The 14,750-nt window shown below is 53.9% G+C and carries 18 protein-coding genes; 10 read left to right on the forward strand and 8 right to left on the reverse strand.

The annotated features are described in order from the left end of the window. Nucleotides 1–5 precede the first annotated feature (5 nt). The 4 genes from BH712_RS00400 (at nt 6) to BH712_RS00415 (ending at nt 3,088) form a co-directional block, all read left to right on the forward strand. Nucleotides 6–725: a T6SS immunity protein Tli3 family protein gene (locus BH712_RS00400; RefSeq protein ID WP_071850017.1), complete on the forward strand. Its 720-nt coding sequence runs from the start codon at nt 6–8 to the stop codon at nt 723–725. A gap of 3 nt (nt 726–728) precedes the next feature. Next, nucleotides 729–1,436: a T6SS immunity protein Tli3 family protein gene (locus tag BH712_RS00405; protein WP_039274018.1), complete on the forward strand. Its 708-nt coding sequence runs from the start codon at nt 729–731 to the stop codon at nt 1,434–1,436. Between the two features lie 87 nt (nt 1,437–1,523). Further along, entirely contained in the window at nt 1,524–1,706 is a 183-nt protein-coding gene (locus BH712_RS00410; protein ID WP_395035248.1) for a PAAR domain-containing protein, read from the forward strand. Next, complete coding sequence (locus tag BH712_RS00415) at nt 1,706–3,088, forward strand: hypothetical protein (RefSeq protein WP_032673902.1); 1,383 nt, start codon at nt 1,706–1,708, stop codon at nt 3,086–3,088. Before BH712_RS00410 ends, BH712_RS00415 begins: the two co-directional genes overlap by 1 nt. 72 nt (nt 3,089–3,160) lie before the next feature. Here the strand turns inward: BH712_RS00415 and purT are convergent, their stop codons facing one another. Then, on the reverse strand, nt 3,161–4,339 hold the full coding sequence (gene purT / locus BH712_RS00420; RefSeq protein WP_032673900.1) for a formate-dependent phosphoribosylglycinamide formyltransferase: 1,179 nt from the start codon (nt 4,337–4,339) through the stop codon (nt 3,161–3,163). Between the two features lie 172 nt (nt 4,340–4,511). Here purT and BH712_RS00425 point away from each other — a divergent pair, with 172 nt between their 5' ends. Next, the gene (locus tag BH712_RS00425) at nt 4,512–5,162 is read left to right on the forward strand and encodes a tellurite resistance TerB family protein (protein WP_006811019.1); all 651 of its coding nucleotides are present in this window, start codon (nt 4,512–4,514) and stop codon (nt 5,160–5,162) included. A gap of 75 nt (nt 5,163–5,237) precedes the next feature. Then, nucleotides 5,238–7,313, forward strand: coding sequence for an oligopeptidase B (gene ptrB / locus BH712_RS00430; protein ID WP_006811018.1), 2,076 nt, complete (start codon nt 5,238–5,240; stop codon nt 7,311–7,313). On the opposite strand, the gene exoX is transcribed toward ptrB, so the two are convergent. The 3 genes from exoX to BH712_RS00445 form a co-directional block, all read right to left on the reverse strand. Beyond that, the gene (gene exoX, locus BH712_RS00435) at nt 7,295–7,957 is read right to left on the reverse strand and encodes an exodeoxyribonuclease X (RefSeq protein ID WP_006811017.1); all 663 of its coding nucleotides are present in this window, start codon (nt 7,955–7,957) and stop codon (nt 7,295–7,297) included. The two genes, ptrB and exoX, sit on opposite strands and share 19 nt — an antisense overlap. A gap of 24 nt (nt 7,958–7,981) precedes the next feature. Beyond that, on the reverse strand, nt 7,982–8,632 hold the full coding sequence (locus BH712_RS00440; protein WP_071850019.1) for a nitrilase-related carbon-nitrogen hydrolase: 651 nt from the start codon (nt 8,630–8,632) through the stop codon (nt 7,982–7,984). A 111-nt stretch (nt 8,633–8,743) separates the two neighbouring features. Next, a complete protein-coding gene (locus BH712_RS00445) occupies nt 8,744–8,974 on the reverse strand; it encodes a DNA polymerase III subunit theta (protein WP_003859784.1) in 231 nt (76 codons plus the stop codon). 137 nt (nt 8,975–9,111) lie between these two features. On the opposite strand from BH712_RS00445, the gene yobA reads away from it, so the two are divergent. Genes yobA through BH712_RS00460 form a run of 3 tightly spaced genes read left to right on the forward strand, consistent with a single transcriptional unit; the run spans nt 9,112 to nt 10,710 of the window. Continuing rightward, nucleotides 9,112–9,483, forward strand: coding sequence for a CopC domain-containing protein YobA (gene yobA / locus BH712_RS00450; protein ID WP_032673899.1), 372 nt, complete (start codon nt 9,112–9,114; stop codon nt 9,481–9,483). Between the two features lies 1 nt (nt 9,484). Next, complete coding sequence (copD, locus tag BH712_RS00455) at nt 9,485–10,354, forward strand: copper homeostasis membrane protein CopD (RefSeq protein WP_006811014.1); 870 nt, start codon at nt 9,485–9,487, stop codon at nt 10,352–10,354. Nucleotides 10,355–10,371: 17 nt separating this feature from the next. Then, nucleotides 10,372–10,710 (forward strand): YebY family protein, encoded by a 339-nt coding sequence (locus BH712_RS00460; protein ID WP_006811013.1) that lies wholly within the window; start codon nt 10,372–10,374, stop codon nt 10,708–10,710. Nucleotides 10,711–10,835: 125 nt separating this feature from the next. On the opposite strand, the gene BH712_RS00465 is transcribed toward BH712_RS00460, so the two are convergent. Continuing rightward, complete coding sequence (locus BH712_RS00465; RefSeq protein ID WP_000460990.1) at nt 10,836–11,033, reverse strand: hypothetical protein; 198 nt, start codon at nt 11,031–11,033, stop codon at nt 10,836–10,838. A 45-nt stretch (nt 11,034–11,078) separates the two neighbouring features. Then, entirely contained in the window at nt 11,079–12,059 is a 981-nt protein-coding gene (locus tag BH712_RS00470; RefSeq protein ID WP_006811012.1) for a VirK/YbjX family protein, read from the reverse strand. Nucleotides 12,060–12,226: 167 nt separating this feature from the next. Between BH712_RS00470 and pphA the strand changes: the two genes are divergently transcribed. Next, entirely contained in the window at nt 12,227–12,871 is a 645-nt protein-coding gene (pphA, locus tag BH712_RS00475; protein WP_032673898.1) for a protein-serine/threonine phosphatase, read from the forward strand. A gap of 34 nt (nt 12,872–12,905) precedes the next feature. Here pphA and BH712_RS00480 read toward each other — a convergent pair whose 3' ends face one another. Together BH712_RS00480 and rsmF are read right to left on the reverse strand one after the other, a co-directional pair. Further along, nucleotides 12,906–13,145, reverse strand: coding sequence for a YebV family protein (locus tag BH712_RS00480; RefSeq protein WP_006811010.1), 240 nt, complete (start codon nt 13,143–13,145; stop codon nt 12,906–12,908). A gap of 105 nt (nt 13,146–13,250) precedes the next feature. Next, a complete protein-coding gene (rsmF, locus tag BH712_RS00485; RefSeq protein ID WP_420890504.1) occupies nt 13,251–14,648 on the reverse strand; it encodes a 16S rRNA (cytosine(1407)-C(5))-methyltransferase RsmF in 1,398 nt (465 codons plus the stop codon). Nucleotides 14,649–14,750 lie beyond the last annotated feature (102 nt).

Raw genomic sequence — 14,750 nt, forward strand, 5'->3', positions numbered from 1 at the left:
TGAGCATGAAAATATTATGTATGGCTCTGTCAGCAGCATTAGCTGTGGTGGCGACTGGATGCCAGGCGAAAGAACCGCCAACGCAGGTAATCTACCGATTTGATGATCATCGTTATCTCGAACTGAAGGGCTGGGGTTGCGAAGGTGAACTCTGGTTTAGCGATACTAAGCAAGGTATCCATTCTCAAATTGCCAGTCAGTTTTATCGAATCTTCACCAAAAGATTCGTGCATCCTTCAAAGCACTATCTTGCTATTCCATGGTGGGGAAATGTTACTGGTGGTTTTTCAGTATCAAAAGACTATGGGAAAACGTGGGAAAGAGGGGGGGCATCTATGTCACCTGGGAGCAATGAACCTGATGGAAGTAATGCTCCTTATTATGATGATGTCATATCTTTCACCGTCGTCAACGATCAGGGCTTTTTACTAACCAAACACCGGCTGTATATGTCGTCAAAACCGTTTGAAGACCCGCGGATTCTGCCCGGTGGGCCGGGTATTGCCTATATCGTGGATGACGGAATGGGGAATAAAGTCAGCGGGAAGCTGGAACCGCGTTCCCCTGGCTGGGCCTGGGGAATGGTCTACATGACTAAGCAAGGACTTGAGGGCAGCACGCAGCAACTTAAGACAAACTGGCAAAATTTACCCGACAGTGTACCCGAAGTGAAGGGGTACACCGGCTGGGATCATATGCGCTGTGATATGGATGCGGGGCGATAACTGATGAAAGGATTATATACCGTTCTCGCAGCTACGTCCGTTGTGCTGGCGACCGGATGCCAGGCGAAAGAACCGCCAACGCAGGTGGTGTACCGGTTTGATGATCATCGTTATCTCGAACTGAAAGGCTGGGATTGCGAAGGGGAACTATGGTACACAGATACTCGGCGGGGTATTCATACCAGACCCGTCAGTCAATTTTATCGAATTTTCACCAAAAAATTTGTTCATCCTTCTGAACAGTATATTGCCATACCCACCTGGGACGACCCAGGAACAATCATTTCAAAAGATTATGGTAAAACATGGTCTCCACAGTTTTTTTCGGTAGGCTCTAATGAGCCCGATGGTACTAACCAACCATCCTATGAGGATATTATTTCTTTCACCGTCGTCAACGATCAGGGCTTTTTACTAACCAAACACCGGCTGTATATGTCGTCAAAACCGTTTGAAGACCCGCGGATTCTGCCCGGTGGGCCGGGTATTGCCTATACCGTGGATGACGGAATGGGGAATAAAGTCAGCGGGAAGCTGGAACCGCGTTCCCCTGGCTGGGCCTGGGGAATGGTCTACATGACTAAGCAAGGACTTGAGGGCAGCACGCAGCAACTTAAGACAAACTGGCAAGATTTACCCGACAGCGTACCCGACGTGAAGGGCTACACCGGCTGGGATCATATGCGTTGTGATATGGATGTGGGAAAATAGGGAGATAAAGCGATGAAAGGCGTCATTCGATTAAACGATCCGTTGATAAGCGGAGGAAAAGTCACTAAGGCCTCTGGTGCAGACTTTATGGGTCAGCCCGTGGCCTTAAAAGATGATCTGGTGCAGTGCCCGCTCCATAAAGGGACATTCCCAATCAACGAATGTCACCCAAACTGGACAATGCATGGCCGTGGGGTTGTGGTAGAGGGCTGTCGCGCGGCGTGTGGATGCGAAATCAAAAGTACCTTATCTGTGGCAGGAGCTTCGTAATGAGCGCGTGGTGGTTATATAAAAAACAGCCAGACACAGATACTACAGTACCTGTCGCCATGATTGTTTTCCTCTATGTGATAGTCGTCGCAACGGGCCTCGCGATCCGGGCTCTCACCTGGCCTGAACAAGAACACGTAACGGCTATCTTTTTTGTACCTTCAGTTATTCTGCCCATCTGTCTGGTGTCGTTTTTAGTATTTATTGGTTTTATATTTCATGATGCCAACATTCATTATGCTGAAACCCGAAAATTCATAGCAAAAGAGCAAGAGATTAATTTAAAGGCGTATGCGCGGAAAAATATGGCTATTGCAGCATGGTCTTCAATCACTCCCCTGGAGCAACCCGCACTGAATATGTTGAAGCTGGAAGGCGAATTTCCGCTGGCACCGAAAACACCAGTTAAAATTCAGCTGGAAGATCGCTTCGATCAGACCAGGAGTGAACAGATGTTTTACCGCTTGCTGGCCCCGATGGCAGAAAAATTGAAGGGTAATAACTATCGTATTTTTGAAGCTGTTGTTTGGGTTCGCGGAGGGAGTGAGTCCGTCATTGATGAACTGAGGCGCACTCTGGAGCGGTTGGGTGTTGAAACTGCCAGCACGTGTAAAATTGAGTCCAGCATGGAATGCCCTGACTACGCGATCGTTAGCCAATGGATGAACTTATCAGATTACAGAGCCGAGAACCGGTTGATTATTATCGTTGATCTACATGAAGAAAGCGGCGAATCAAAGAGTATGGAAAATGCGTGTGCGTTCCTGCTGACCAGCCATTATGTCCAGGAGGAGGGCAAAAAACCGGTATATCTTTATCAGCCTATGTCTGACGTGACCGATGTAGAGGAAAAGATGGCGATTTATCTGATGGCAGGTTCGGTGCTTACGCCGAAAAATCTCTGGTATACCGGGCTGTCCCGTATTGAAAAATATCCATTAATGCAGGCACTGGACGAAAAAGCACTCTCTATGGAACGGCTGGATATAGATGCCTCTCTGGGTGCAAAGAGTGCCGGGTATCGGTGGCTGGCACTGGCATTTGCAGCGGATGCGGTAAAATATGCCCAAGGGGAGCAACTCGTAGCTTATTCTGACAAAAACAAATTTTGTATTACTGCGCTTTCCTCCAGGAAGACCGCTATTCCGAAAAAGCTTGTCTGGTGCAACTGGAATCATCCCCTTTATCCTGCGGGGATGGCGGCTTTATTCAGCGTATTATCCCTCATTGCCTATCGTATCAGTTTCCCGGCGCAAAATGATCCGCCGGCAATCTGGGCGCTGATGGCGAGTATATTTATTCCCTTCGTAATTTTTATTGGCATGGGTATTTTTATTTTCATATCGAAAACTAATGCAGCCTATGAGGATATGGAATTCTAATGGGAGCGATGGAATGATAAAAAGTTAATAATGCAATGCGGCTGGTCACCAAGGTGACCAGCCTTTAGTTATTTATCCTGTCACGTTCACCGCTTTGGCCGCTTTTTTCGCTCTCGCGACGGCGTCGCCCACGTTATCCCCGGTGGCTAATGCCACGCCCAGACGGCGGCTTCCGTCGATCTCCGGTTTGCCGAACAGTCGGACCTGCAAACCTGCACCAACCGCACCTTCGACGTTATCGAAGGTGACATTCTGGCTGGTCAGCTGCGGCAGGATCACCGCCGAGGCTGCCGGGCCGTATTGACGGATACCGCCAACCGGCAGGCCGAGGAAAGCACGTACGTGCAGCGCGAACTCGGAGAGATCCTGTGAAATCAGCGTAACCATCCCGGTATCGTGCGGGCGAGGGGAGACTTCACTGAAAATCACTTCGTCGCCGCAAACAAACAATTCCACACCGAACAGGCCGTAGCCGCCCAGCGCCAGCACCGTCTTGCGGGCGATCTCCTGCGCGCGTGCCAGCGCCAGCGCGCTCATCTGCTGCGGCTGCCAGGATTCGCGATAATCGCCGTCTTCCTGTCGATGCCCAATCGGGTCGCAGAAATGAACGCCGTCCACGGCGCTGACGGTGAGCAGGGTAATTTCAAAATCAAACTTCACCACGCCTTCCACGATGACGCGCCCGGCACCGGCACGGCCGCCCTGCTGGGCATAGTCCCAGGCCTTGTCCAGCGTGCTGCTGTCGCGGATAAAGCTCTGCCCTTTGCCGGAGGAGCTCATTACCGGCTTAATGATGCACGGGTAGCCAATCTCTTCTACGGCCTGAAGAAACGCGGCTTTATCCCCGGCAAAACGGTAGCTGGAGGTCGGGAGCTGTAATTCTTCTGCCGCCAGGCGACGAATGCCTTCCCGGTTCATGGTCAGTTTTGCCGCTGTGGCGCAGGGCACCACGCGCTGGCCTTCCTGTTCAAGGGCAACCAGCATCTCAGTCGCAATGGCTTCAATTTCAGGTACCACGAAATCCGGTTTTTCGTCAGCAATTAACGTGCACAGGGCGTTACCGTCAAGCATATCGATGACGTACGCGCGGTGCGCGACATGCATGGCAGGCGCATCCTTATAACGGTCAACCGCAATCACCTCGACACCCAAACGCTGACACTCAATGGCCACTTCTTTACCCAGTTCACCCGATCCCAACAGCATGACGCGCGTCGCGGCAGGACGTAGCGCAGTTCCTAAACGAGTCATAAAAATCCCCCTGAAAAAGATGCGGGCAGTATAAACGAAAACGTTTGCGTCTGTCTTGTATGGGAACAGCGACAGTAGGGGTGAAATTTGCGCTTCTTTAGTACTGACAGACATTTCCTGACACCCGCTCGCTTAGGCTGTGAAGGTTACGCACTGTTACGTGAGGAAAAATATGTCAGGCTGGATGAATCAACTGCAATCCCTGTTGGGACAAAAAGGCTCGTCGTCCGGCGAGCAGGGTCTAAGCAAGCTGCTGGTGCCGGGGGCGCTCGGCGGGCTGGCCGGTTTGCTGGTGGCCAATAAATCATCGCGGAAACTGCTTACCAAATACGGTACCGGCGCGCTGCTGGCGGGCGGAGGGGCTATTGCAGGCTCCGTCTTGTGGAACAAATACAAAGACAAGGTGCGCAACGCGCATCAGGATGAACCGCAGTATGGGCAGCAGGTGTCACCGTTGGATTTACGCACCGAACGCCTGATCCTTGCTCTGGTCTTTGCGGCCAAAAGCGACGGACATATCGATGCCAGTGAACGTGCCGCAATTGAACAGCAGATGCGGGAAGCGGGCGTTGAGGAGCAGGGCAGGGCGCTGGTGGCGCAGGCCATCGAACAGCCGCTCGATCCGCAGCGTCTGGCGCAAAGCGTGAAAAACGAAGAAGAGGCACTTGAACTTTATTTTCTGAGCTGTGCCGCCATCGATATCGATCACTTTATGGAGCGTAGCTACCTGAACGCCCTGGGCGATGCGCTGAAGATCCCACAGGACGTTCGCGAGGGAATTGAGCAGGATATTCAGCAGCAGAAACAGACCCTCGCGGGCTAGAAGGCCATGTTTCGCTTGCATCATACGCGTGTTTTGCCAACCTTATAGGATGTAAAACGAAAAAGTAAGAATGCCATGCCTCCAAAAGCCCGACGTACTCCTTATGCGATCACCACGCATGGCGATACGCGTATCGATAACTACTACTGGCTGCGGGACGATTCTCGTTCCCGGCCAGAAGTACTCGACTATCTGCACGAGGAAAACGACTATGGCCGTCAGGTCATGGCCAGCCAGCAGGCGCTTCAGGATCAACTTCTGAATGAAATGGTGCAGCGTATCCCCCAGCGTGATGTCTCTGCCCCATGGTGCAAAAACGGTTATCGCTATCGCCATATTTATGAGCCGGGAAACGAATATCCCATCTACCAGCGCCAGTCTGTGCTGAGCGCCGAGTGGGATGAATGGGAGATCCTGCTGGATGCCAACAAACGTGCGGCTCACAGTGAGTTTTATACGCTGGGCGGCATGTCCATTTCCCCCGATAACGCCATTATGGCGCTGGCTGAGGATTACCTCTCCCGCCGCCAGTACGGTTTGCGTTTCCGTAACCTGGAAACGGGGAACTGGTATCCCGAAATGCTGGATAATGTCTCCCCCGATTTCGTCTGGGGTAACGATTCAGAAACGGTCTATTACGTTAAAAAGCATGCGTCTACGCTGCTGCCTTATCAGGTCTGGCGCCATACGGTCGGGACCGATTCCGCCGACGATGAACTGGTTTATGAGGAAAAAGACGAGACGTTCTACGTCAGCCTGCATAAAACGTCATCTCGCCACTACGTGATCATTTTCCTCGCCAGTGCCACCACCTCCGAAGTACTGCTGCTGGATGCCGAGCTGCCGGATGCCCAGCCGCTGTGCTTCCTGCCGCGGCGCAAAGATCATGAGTACAGCCTGGATCACTTCCAGCACAGCTTTTATCTGCGTTCGAACCGCGAGGGCAAAAACTTTGGCCTCTATAAAACCAAAGTGCGCGATGAACGTAAGTGGGAAGTATTAATTCCCGCGCGCGATCAGGTGATGCTGGAGGGGTTCACCCTGTTTACCGACTGGCTGGTGGTGGAAGAGCGGCAGCGCGGGCTGACCAGTATCCGCCAAATCAACCGCAAAACCCGCGAAGTGGTGGGCATTGCGTTCGATGACCCGGCTTACGTGACGTGGATCGGCTTTAATCCGGAACCGGAATCGTCCCGGCTGCGGTACGGCTATTCGTCGATGACCACCCCGGATACGTTGTTTGAACTGGATATGGACACCGGGCAGCGTCAGGTGATTAAACAGGCGGAGGTCCGGGGGTTTGAGTCGGAAAATTATCGCAGTGAGCACCTGTGGGTGACCGCACGCGACGGCGTCGAAGTCCCTGTGTCGCTCGTCTATCACAAGGCGCACTTCAATAAAGGCAAAAACCCCATCCTCGTCTATGGCTATGGCTCCTATGGATCCAGCATGGACGCCGATTTCAGCAGCAGCAGGCTGAGCCTGCTCGACCGCGGTTTTGTGTATGCGATTGCCCATATTCGCGGCGGCGGCGAGCTGGGTCAGCACTGGTATGAAGAAGGAAAATTCCTCAAAAAGAAAAATACCTTCAATGATTACCTTGATGTCTGCGACGCGCTGATCGCGCAGGGTTATGGCGATCCGCAGCGCTGCTTTGGCATGGGGGGCAGCGCCGGAGGTATGCTCATGGGCGCCGTGATCAACCAGCGGCCTGAACTGTTTAAAGGCGTAATCGCCCAGGTGCCGTTTGTGGACGTGGTAACGACCATGCTGGATGAGTCCATTCCGCTGACCACCGGCGAGTTTGAGGAGTGGGGGAACCCGCAGGATGAGACCTATTACCGCTACATGAAAGAGTACAGCCCGTACGATAACGTCGAGGCAAAAGCCTATCCGCATATGCTGGTGACCACCGGCCTGCACGATTCCCAGGTGCAGTACTGGGAGCCTGCGAAATGGGTGGCGAAACTGCGTGAGCTGAAAACTGACGATAATCTGCTGCTGCTCTGTACCGATATGGACTCGGGGCACGGGGGGAAATCAGGGCGATTTAAATCCTATGAAGGGGTGGCGCTGGAGTACGCCTTTTTGATTGGCCTGGCGCAGGATACGCTGCCAGGCCAGGCGGGAACTCAGGCTTCGCCTAAATAATGCTTCAGCGTCAGGCGCAGTTCCGGGCTCATTCTGTCGAGGTTGTTATAAAGCCAGCGCAGGTAGCCCGGATCTTTATCCGCCACTTCCGATACCGGTTTCCCGCGATATTTACCGAACGTGAAGGTGGTCAGTAGCGCGGGGCGCCCGGTAATGGTTGCCATATCGTCTGGCGTCCAGCCGGAAGTTTTCACGATATCAATCAGGAGCGCCGCGGTGATGTAGCAGTCATAGAGGGCGCGGTGATGATGCAGCCCTTCCGGCGTCCGTACGCTAAGTTTGCGCGACTTATACAGCGCCATATTGCTGTATTTGATCCCCGGCCACAGACGGCGCGCCAGCTTCATGGTGCAAATCCATTCGCCGGGCATCTCTGGCAGCACGCGGCGGTCAAAGCTGGCGTTATGGGCCACATACCACTGACTGCCGTGGTAGAGAGGGATGATCTCTTCAATCCACGGCTTGTCCGCCACCATCGACTCCGTAATGCGATGTATGGCCATCGCCTGCGCACTGATGGGGCGATCCGGGCGCACCAGGTGGCTCATTGGGTTGACTATTTTTCCGTCAATCACGTCGACAGAAGCGACTTCCACAATTCCACCCTGCAAATCGCAAGTTTCGGTATCGATAACGCGCAGCATTGATCGCTCCTGATCCTAAAATGCCTAGCCTAATGGAATGATATCGCCTTGCCAACCCTGTCGGCCTAAAGAACCGGTTAACAGCAGCTCTCCCTTATCGGCACGCACGATCAGCTGACCTTTTTCATCCCATAATGCGCTACCGCTGCGCGCGTTCGCCATTAACACCGCGATGGCGTATTTGTGCGCGAAGCGTTGCAGCGAACCGATGGATTGCCGCCAGCGGTGCTCGCCCACCGCCAGGCTGCTGGTGAACAGCGTTGCCTCCGGGTCCAGTTCCGGGGCGTCTGTCTGGTTATCCACGATGGTGAGCCGTTTATCGCCAGGGATGACGCCCGCCCCGTTACCCTGCGGATAACGCCGGATGGTTGACAGACTGGGCGCGAAAAGCGCGAGTCCTTTCTGACGCAGGTCGTGTTGCTGGAGCGTAATACCGGCAATCACCGTGATGAAACGTGTCTGCGCGGCGTGAAGGAGGGGAGCAAGCTGCAAATCGTCAGGGGGGGGGGGTAAGGTTGTTCCGCCGGGACCGGTAAGCGAAAGTTCCGGAAAGACGATTAAATCACACCCATGCCAGGCAGCTTCGGCAATGAAGTGCAGGTGGTGTTTTACGTGCTCATCAACACAGCTGTGCCGCGGAGCATACTGGGCCGCGGCAATATTCCATCGGGACATCGTGACTTCCTTATACACTGAGTCGCTGGGATTTTAAGATTACACCTAAATTTATCAGGGTTTTCTTATCCTGCCACATAACGCGTAAGGAAGTGTAACGAGACGTTAAGCTTATTTAACTTTAGGTTCGTACGGCAGGCGCGAGAGATTGACGGAGGCGAGGCGATGCGCAATCAGACGTTCGCGAAACCAGTCACGCAGATGCGCGGGTTGTTCACGCTCTACCACTTCAGCCACGACGGGCATATTGTAACGCTCTTTGAATGCGACCCCTGCGGCGGCGAGATCGACATTCACTTTGTCCATCTCGTCCTGAGGAAGGGCGGCCAGGTTAACGTTCATTTCCTTCTCCTTTTTCTGCGGCGGCAACGTTACCGCGATTGTGCAACGATGACAAGGGAGCAAAGGATGTTCCTCGACTCGTTAATTATACAGAGTTATTCTTTAGCATTCAGGCATAACGAAAAGGAATGATTGTGATGCATTTTACCCCTTCCCGTATCGCGTGCGCGCTGGTCTTTCTGCTCTCTTCGGCCATCACGCCCGCAGTTCTGGCCCATGCGCATCTTAAGCAGCAATCCCCGCAGGAAAATACCGTCGCGGTGGCACCCGAGGTCATTACCCTGAACTTCTCGGAAGGCATTGAGCCAGCTTTTAGCGGCGTTGTTGTGACGAATGCGCAGCAGCAGAAGATCAAAACCGGCGCGGTGAAGCGTGACGAGAAGGATAATGCAAAGCTGATTGTTCCCCTTGAGAAACCGTTGACGACCGGCACCTATACGGTGGACTGGCATGTGGTCTCCGTGGACGGCCACAAAACCAAAGGCAGCTATCACTTTAGCGTGAAATAGTATGCTGGCCCTGAGCTACGTCGCGTTACGCTTTATCCATTTTGCGGCGCTGATCCTGCTTTTCGGCAATGCGCTTTACAGCGTCTGGTTTGCGCCGTCTTCGTTGCAGCGCCTCATGACGCAGCGTTTCCAGCGGCAGCAGAACATCGCGGCCCTGGTCAGCCTGATGGCGGCCCTGCTGATGTTCGGCCTGCAAAGTGGGTTAATGGGCAACGGCTGGGGTGATGTCATTCGCCCGGCGGTCTGGCACAGCGTGCTGGGAACGCAATTCGGTGGCGTCTGGTTGTGGCAAATGGTGCTGGCCGCTGTGACGGCGGGCGCAGCATGGCTTACCCCGCAAAAAGGCTCACGGCTGTTACTGCTCGCGATGGGGCAACTGGTGCTGCTGGCGGGCGTGGGACATGCCGCGATGAACGGTGGCGCGACGGGCGCGTTGCATCGTCTGAACCATGCGCTTCACCTGCTCTGCGCCGCGACCTGGGTGGGCGGTTTACTGCCGCTGCTGTATTGCATGCAACTGGCGAAAGGCCGCTGGCAGCCAGCCGCAATCTTTACCATGATGCGCTTCTCCCGGGTGGGGCATTACGCCGTGGCGGGCGTACTGCTGACCGGGATAATCAATACGCTCTTTATTGTTGGCATAAACGTGCCGTGGCAGGCGCCTTATGTCCAGCTGTTGTTGTTCAAATGTGCTCTGGTGATGATGATGGTGGCAATTGCGCTGGCGAATCGGTATTTTCTTGTGCCACGCTTTCGCCCTGAGACCGGGCGGGAACAACAGATTTTTATCAGGATGACACAGGCAGAAGTGGTGCTGGGCGCGCTGGTACTGGCGGCCGTCAGCCTGTTCGCGACCTGGGAACCCTTCTGACAAGGTTAAATAGACATATGAAAAAGACACTGCTTTCTCTTTTACTTCTCACCTGTGCCAGCAGTGCGCTGGCCGCGCCGCAGGTTATCACCGTCAGCCGGTTTGAAGTGGGCAAGGACAACTGGGCATTTAATCGTGAAGAGGTCATGCTCACCTGCCGTCCCGGTCACGCGCTGTATGTCATCAATCCCAGTACGCTCGTGCAGTATCCGTTAAATGGCGTGGCGGAGCAGCAGGTCGCCAGCGGGAAAAGTAACGGACAGCCCGTCAGCGTGATCCAGGTCGACGATCCGGCAAACCCCGGGCAGAAGAAGAGTCTGGCACCGTTTATTGCGCGCGCTGAAAAGCTCTGTTAGCGGTCAGGTTTCCAGTAAAAAAAAACCGCAGGTGCTTGTAAAAGCTCTGCGGTTTTTCACATTTAGTGATGTTCTGACGCTTTTTTTCAGGCCACTTTTACTGTGGACTGGAAAACCTGACGTCGTCATCTATTCTTAAAGGGCAAGGCGATTGAGCCTGCATTAATGCCAACTTTTAGCGCACGGCTCTCTCCCAAGAGCCATTTCCCTGGACCGAATACAGGAATCGTATTCGGTCTCTTTTTATCTGCATGAAAATAAACGATAAATTCCGGTTTTCGTCTCAGCAGGAGGTTCACTTCCTGTGCGCCTGCTTCAAACATACCACAACCCGGCAGGCGTAAGTCCAGTCCTTTTTGGCTGTTTTGTTAAATTTTTGTTTGTTTTTTGCCTTGGACGACTGTCGACTCAATCCGCGCATGTACGGAAGCTGCAATATCATCAAGTAACGCAAAGCGGCGACGGTATTCGGCGCGCTTTTTACTGGCAATCTCCTCCAGCGCTTTACGCTCAATCTGGAGCGGCAACTGCCAGCAGAAGGGGGAAAGTTTCTTTCCGTTCAGGCCTTCCCAGAACTCGTCGTAGCTGGCGTGGAAATGACGGCCTTTGCTCAGACGGTAGCGCAGCGCGCGGAAAACATGTCCCTCATCGCTGACGGCAAAAATAGCACTGATGTTCGAGCGTGACGCAAGCTGGAAGATCACCTCCATCAGTACGCGTTTCGGGAACAGACCATGGCAGGCACGGGTGGCCTGTTTAATCACCTCCCGAGAAACATGACGACGCGGACCCTGAAGGCCGCCGATCACCAGCACCGTACGGCCGTTAGTGCGTGCGACACAGAACGTCAGGCTGGCCAGCAGCGTATTGTCATTGTCATGCAGCCAAAGCGTGCTTTCGCCTTCGCGTTCGGCCTTACCTGCGGACGAGGCGTGGACGGTATAAATTTCGCCGTTTTTTGCCTCGAACCGGATAACTGGCAACGCCTGTGGGCTGGTCAGCGCGTGGGCGAGTGCAGTGTTTTTCAGACTATCAATCCAGTGATAGTGGCTGACGATAGCATCGGCCCGGTCGTGAGAGGTCAGGCCGCGCATCAGATACTGACGGTGAGTTTTGCTCGGCAACGTGATTTGAGAGGCCAGCAGCCTGTCGAAATCATCGCGTCCGGATAGCGCCTCCAGCATGCGATGGGTGGAGGACCAGAATAAGAGCGAGCGCAGAAGAAACTTTAAACGGTAATCACGTTTGTGCCAGATAGGGCCAGGAACGCGTTTCCCGCTCACCAGTTCAGAAATAATATTTGTGCGATGCGGATAATAAACATCGTTTTGCAGGTGTATGTTTGACACGTAAAAATCCCTCTATTTATTCCGCTCTATCTTAAGGGCCAGGGAATAAGGGATTAATAGCGCAGCGATCTTTATTTCCGGCTGGTTGATGGTTTGTTTGGATTCGCGATATCTCACGCCCGCTTATGACATTTTCTGTGGCAGCTATACTTCTTACAGGAGGCGTTATGTATCAGAAAATTGAGGGAGACCACTGGCGCCATGTCTGGGTTGTCAGCGATATTCATGGTTGCTATCAGTGGCTTATGGATGAGCTGAAAAAGCGGCATTTTAATCCTGACAGAGATCTGCTGATCTCGGTGGGGGATATTATCGACCGCGGGCCGGACAGCGTAAAATGTTTAGAGCTGATGCAGGAAAAGTGGTTTTATGCGGTACGCGGTAATCACGAACAAATGGCATTAGATGCGCTTGAAAATAATGATTTTAGTCTCTGGTCGATTAATGGCGGTATGTGGTTTACCGGCCTTAATGCGGCTAAACAAAAACAGGCGAAGGGTTTACTCGACGCGTGTCGGGCCTTACCGCACATCATTGAAATAACCTGCAAGAATGGTCTGAACGTGGTGGCTCATGCGGATTATCCCTCCGCTGAATATGCCTGGCATAAGCCGGTAGATGCCCGGCGCGTGTTGTGGGATCGCGATCGCTTAATGGGCTTTATGGTGGGTAAAGGGCAGGGCATAAGTGGTGCGGATCACTTCTGGTTCGGACATACCCCCGTGGACAAGCGATATGATTTCAACAATCTGCACTACATCGATACGGGGGCGGTGTTCGGAGGCTTTCTGACGCTGGTGCAGCTTCAGTAATAAATAACCCGCCTTCGGGCGGGTTCTCTTTGGGTCAGGCAAGACGCAAGACCCAGGCATCGGTTTTACTGTCGTAATGCTCACGGTACAGAACGGAATGTTCCCCATCAAGGATCGCCGGAACGCTGGTATCGGCATCCCAGGCGTCCAGCTGCATGCACAAATCCGGATCGGATTTGCAGGGAATACTTAACGTTCGTTCGCCTTGTGCTTCGCCGCGCAATTCAGCGTCGTCGATTTCAAAAGCGCCAATGCGTACGCTGGTTTTCGTCATAATGCTCTCCGGTTTGTTGCCCAAAATCTGGTATGACCAGTGCAGTCACCCATTTTTGATCCTAGACAAGGAGAGCGAAATCGCCAGTAAAAAAATGCGTTTTTTTCAGGCAGTGCGGTTGTTACCGGTAAACAGGCGACCATCGCGTACCAGTTCGCGCGGATAGCTGTTTTTTAGCCGCGAGCCGACTTTTTTTGCCAGCCCCAGCGGAAAGCCCTGATACGTCACGATCACTTCATCCTGCGCCGGGCTGTTCTCCGGGTAAACGTCACGACCGCGATACCACTCTTCCGCTTCCTGATGCGTCAGGGCGAAGGTGTTCTCATCACCTGCCAGCGCAATGACCGCTTCGTGCTGCCAGCGATAGCCCTTGTTGTGGATCTCCGCCAGGCGAATACCGAGGCGGGAGAAACGCACTTTACCTATCAGCGGTTCGATAGTGGTCGGGAACAACCACAGCTCTTTGTCACGCATCCAGAGGCGCAGGCTCTCATCCCAGTGCAGGCCCACTTTGCTCGCAGCCGCTTGCACCTGTGCCGCTTCACGGCCTTTGACCGGCGCGAACGGGAAGTTGCCGACCTTAAACGCAGGCGCAGGCAGGGGATCGACGGCACGGGTTTTACGCAGACGCGCAACAAAGAAGCCCTCGCAATCGTAAATCTGTGGGAAGACGTGCAGGAAGCCTTCAGGCGTGGCCGCATGACTGGCCGAGTCGAAGAGGGTGTCCAGCGGCAGAAACTCGACGGCATCCGCATAGCGTTGCTTCAGCCACAGGCAGACATCCTCGTTTTCATCGCGATTAAGCGTACAGGTGGAATAAACCAGCGTCCCGCCTGGGCGCAGGGCATGGAACGCACTGTCGATCAGTTCACGTTGCGTGGCGGCGATCTCCAGGTTGCTTGCAACAGACCAGTTTTTTAATGCATCAGGATCTTTGCGCACTACGCCTTCGCCGGAACAGGGCGCGTCGAGCAGGATGGCATCAAAGGCTTCCGGCAGGGCAGCCCCAAACACGCGACCGTCGAAGTGCGTCAAGGCGACGTTGTGGATCCCGCAGCGGCTGATATTGGCATGCAGAACTTTGACGCGGCTGGCAGAAAATTCGTTAGCGAGGATCGCGCCGCGGTTATTCATCCGGGCAGCAATCTGCGTGGTTTTGGAGCCAGGCGCCGCCGCCACGTCCATGACCCGCTCAGGCTGGTTATCATCGGCAAACAGCGCGGCAACCGGCAGCATGGAGCTGGCTTCCTGAATATAAAACAGCCCGCTCAGGTGCTCGGCGGTGCTGCCGAGCGGCAAGCTCTCTTCGTCATCCCGCTCGATCCAGAACCCTTCTTCACACCACGGCACCGGCGTCAGTTGCCAGCCGTAGGGGGAGACGAGATCCAGAAACGCCCCGACGCTGATTTTTAGCGTATTGACGCGAATACTGCGGCGCAAAGGGCGCTGGCAGGCGGCGACAAAATCGTCGAAAGAGAGATGAGCAGGAAGCGCCTCGCGCATCTGTGCGAGGAATTGTTCAGGAAGAAATACGGAGTTTTGAGCCACGGGCACACCACAGGGAAACATTCAGGTGCGCAGTGTAACATAAAGGCTCCGGCGCGT

Origin of the sequence: Enterobacter hormaechei ATCC 49162 (assembly GCF_001875655.1) — a bacterium.
Lineage (GTDB): Bacteria > Pseudomonadota > Gammaproteobacteria > Enterobacterales > Enterobacteriaceae > Enterobacter > Enterobacter hormaechei.

Bases quoted from the DNA above. Each gene is read 5' to 3' on its own strand.
- BH712_RS00415 (WP_032673902.1), top strand. From the start codon at position 1,706: ATGAGCGCGTGGTGGTTATATAAAAAACAGCCAGACACAGATACTACA.
- BH712_RS00440 (WP_071850019.1), bottom strand. From the start codon at position 8,632: ATGTCCCGATGGAATATTGCCGCGGCCCAGTATGCTCCGCGGCACAGC.
- rsmF (WP_420890504.1), bottom strand. From the start codon at position 14,648: ATGCGCGAGGCGCTTCCTGCTCATCTCTCTTTCGACGATTTTGTCGCC.
- BH712_RS00465 (WP_000460990.1), bottom strand. From the start codon at position 11,033: ATGTTTGAAGCAGGCGCACAGGAAGTGAACCTCCTGCTGAGACGAAAA.
- BH712_RS00410 (WP_395035248.1), top strand. From the start codon at position 1,524: ATGGGTCAGCCCGTGGCCTTAAAAGATGATCTGGTGCAGTGCCCGCTC.
- BH712_RS00400 (WP_071850017.1), top strand. From the start codon at position 6: ATGAAAATATTATGTATGGCTCTGTCAGCAGCATTAGCTGTGGTGGCG.
- BH712_RS00445 (WP_003859784.1), bottom strand. From the start codon at position 8,974: ATGAACGTTAACCTGGCCGCCCTTCCTCAGGACGAGATGGACAAAGTG.
- yobA (WP_032673899.1), top strand. From the start codon at position 9,112: ATGCATTTTACCCCTTCCCGTATCGCGTGCGCGCTGGTCTTTCTGCTC.
- pphA (WP_032673898.1), top strand. From the start codon at position 12,227: ATGTATCAGAAAATTGAGGGAGACCACTGGCGCCATGTCTGGGTTGTC.
- purT (WP_032673900.1), bottom strand. From the start codon at position 4,339: ATGACTCGTTTAGGAACTGCGCTACGTCCTGCCGCGACGCGCGTCATG.
- BH712_RS00405 (WP_039274018.1), top strand. From the start codon at position 729: ATGAAAGGATTATATACCGTTCTCGCAGCTACGTCCGTTGTGCTGGCG.
- copD (WP_006811014.1), top strand. From the start codon at position 9,485: ATGCTGGCCCTGAGCTACGTCGCGTTACGCTTTATCCATTTTGCGGCG.
- BH712_RS00480 (WP_006811010.1), bottom strand. From the start codon at position 13,145: ATGACGAAAACCAGCGTACGCATTGGCGCTTTTGAAATCGACGACGCT.
- ptrB (WP_006811018.1), top strand. From the start codon at position 5,238: ATGCCTCCAAAAGCCCGACGTACTCCTTATGCGATCACCACGCATGGC.
- BH712_RS00425 (WP_006811019.1), top strand. From the start codon at position 4,512: ATGTCAGGCTGGATGAATCAACTGCAATCCCTGTTGGGACAAAAAGGC.
- exoX (WP_006811017.1), bottom strand. From the start codon at position 7,957: ATGCTGCGCGTTATCGATACCGAAACTTGCGATTTGCAGGGTGGAATT.
- BH712_RS00460 (WP_006811013.1), top strand. From the start codon at position 10,372: ATGAAAAAGACACTGCTTTCTCTTTTACTTCTCACCTGTGCCAGCAGT.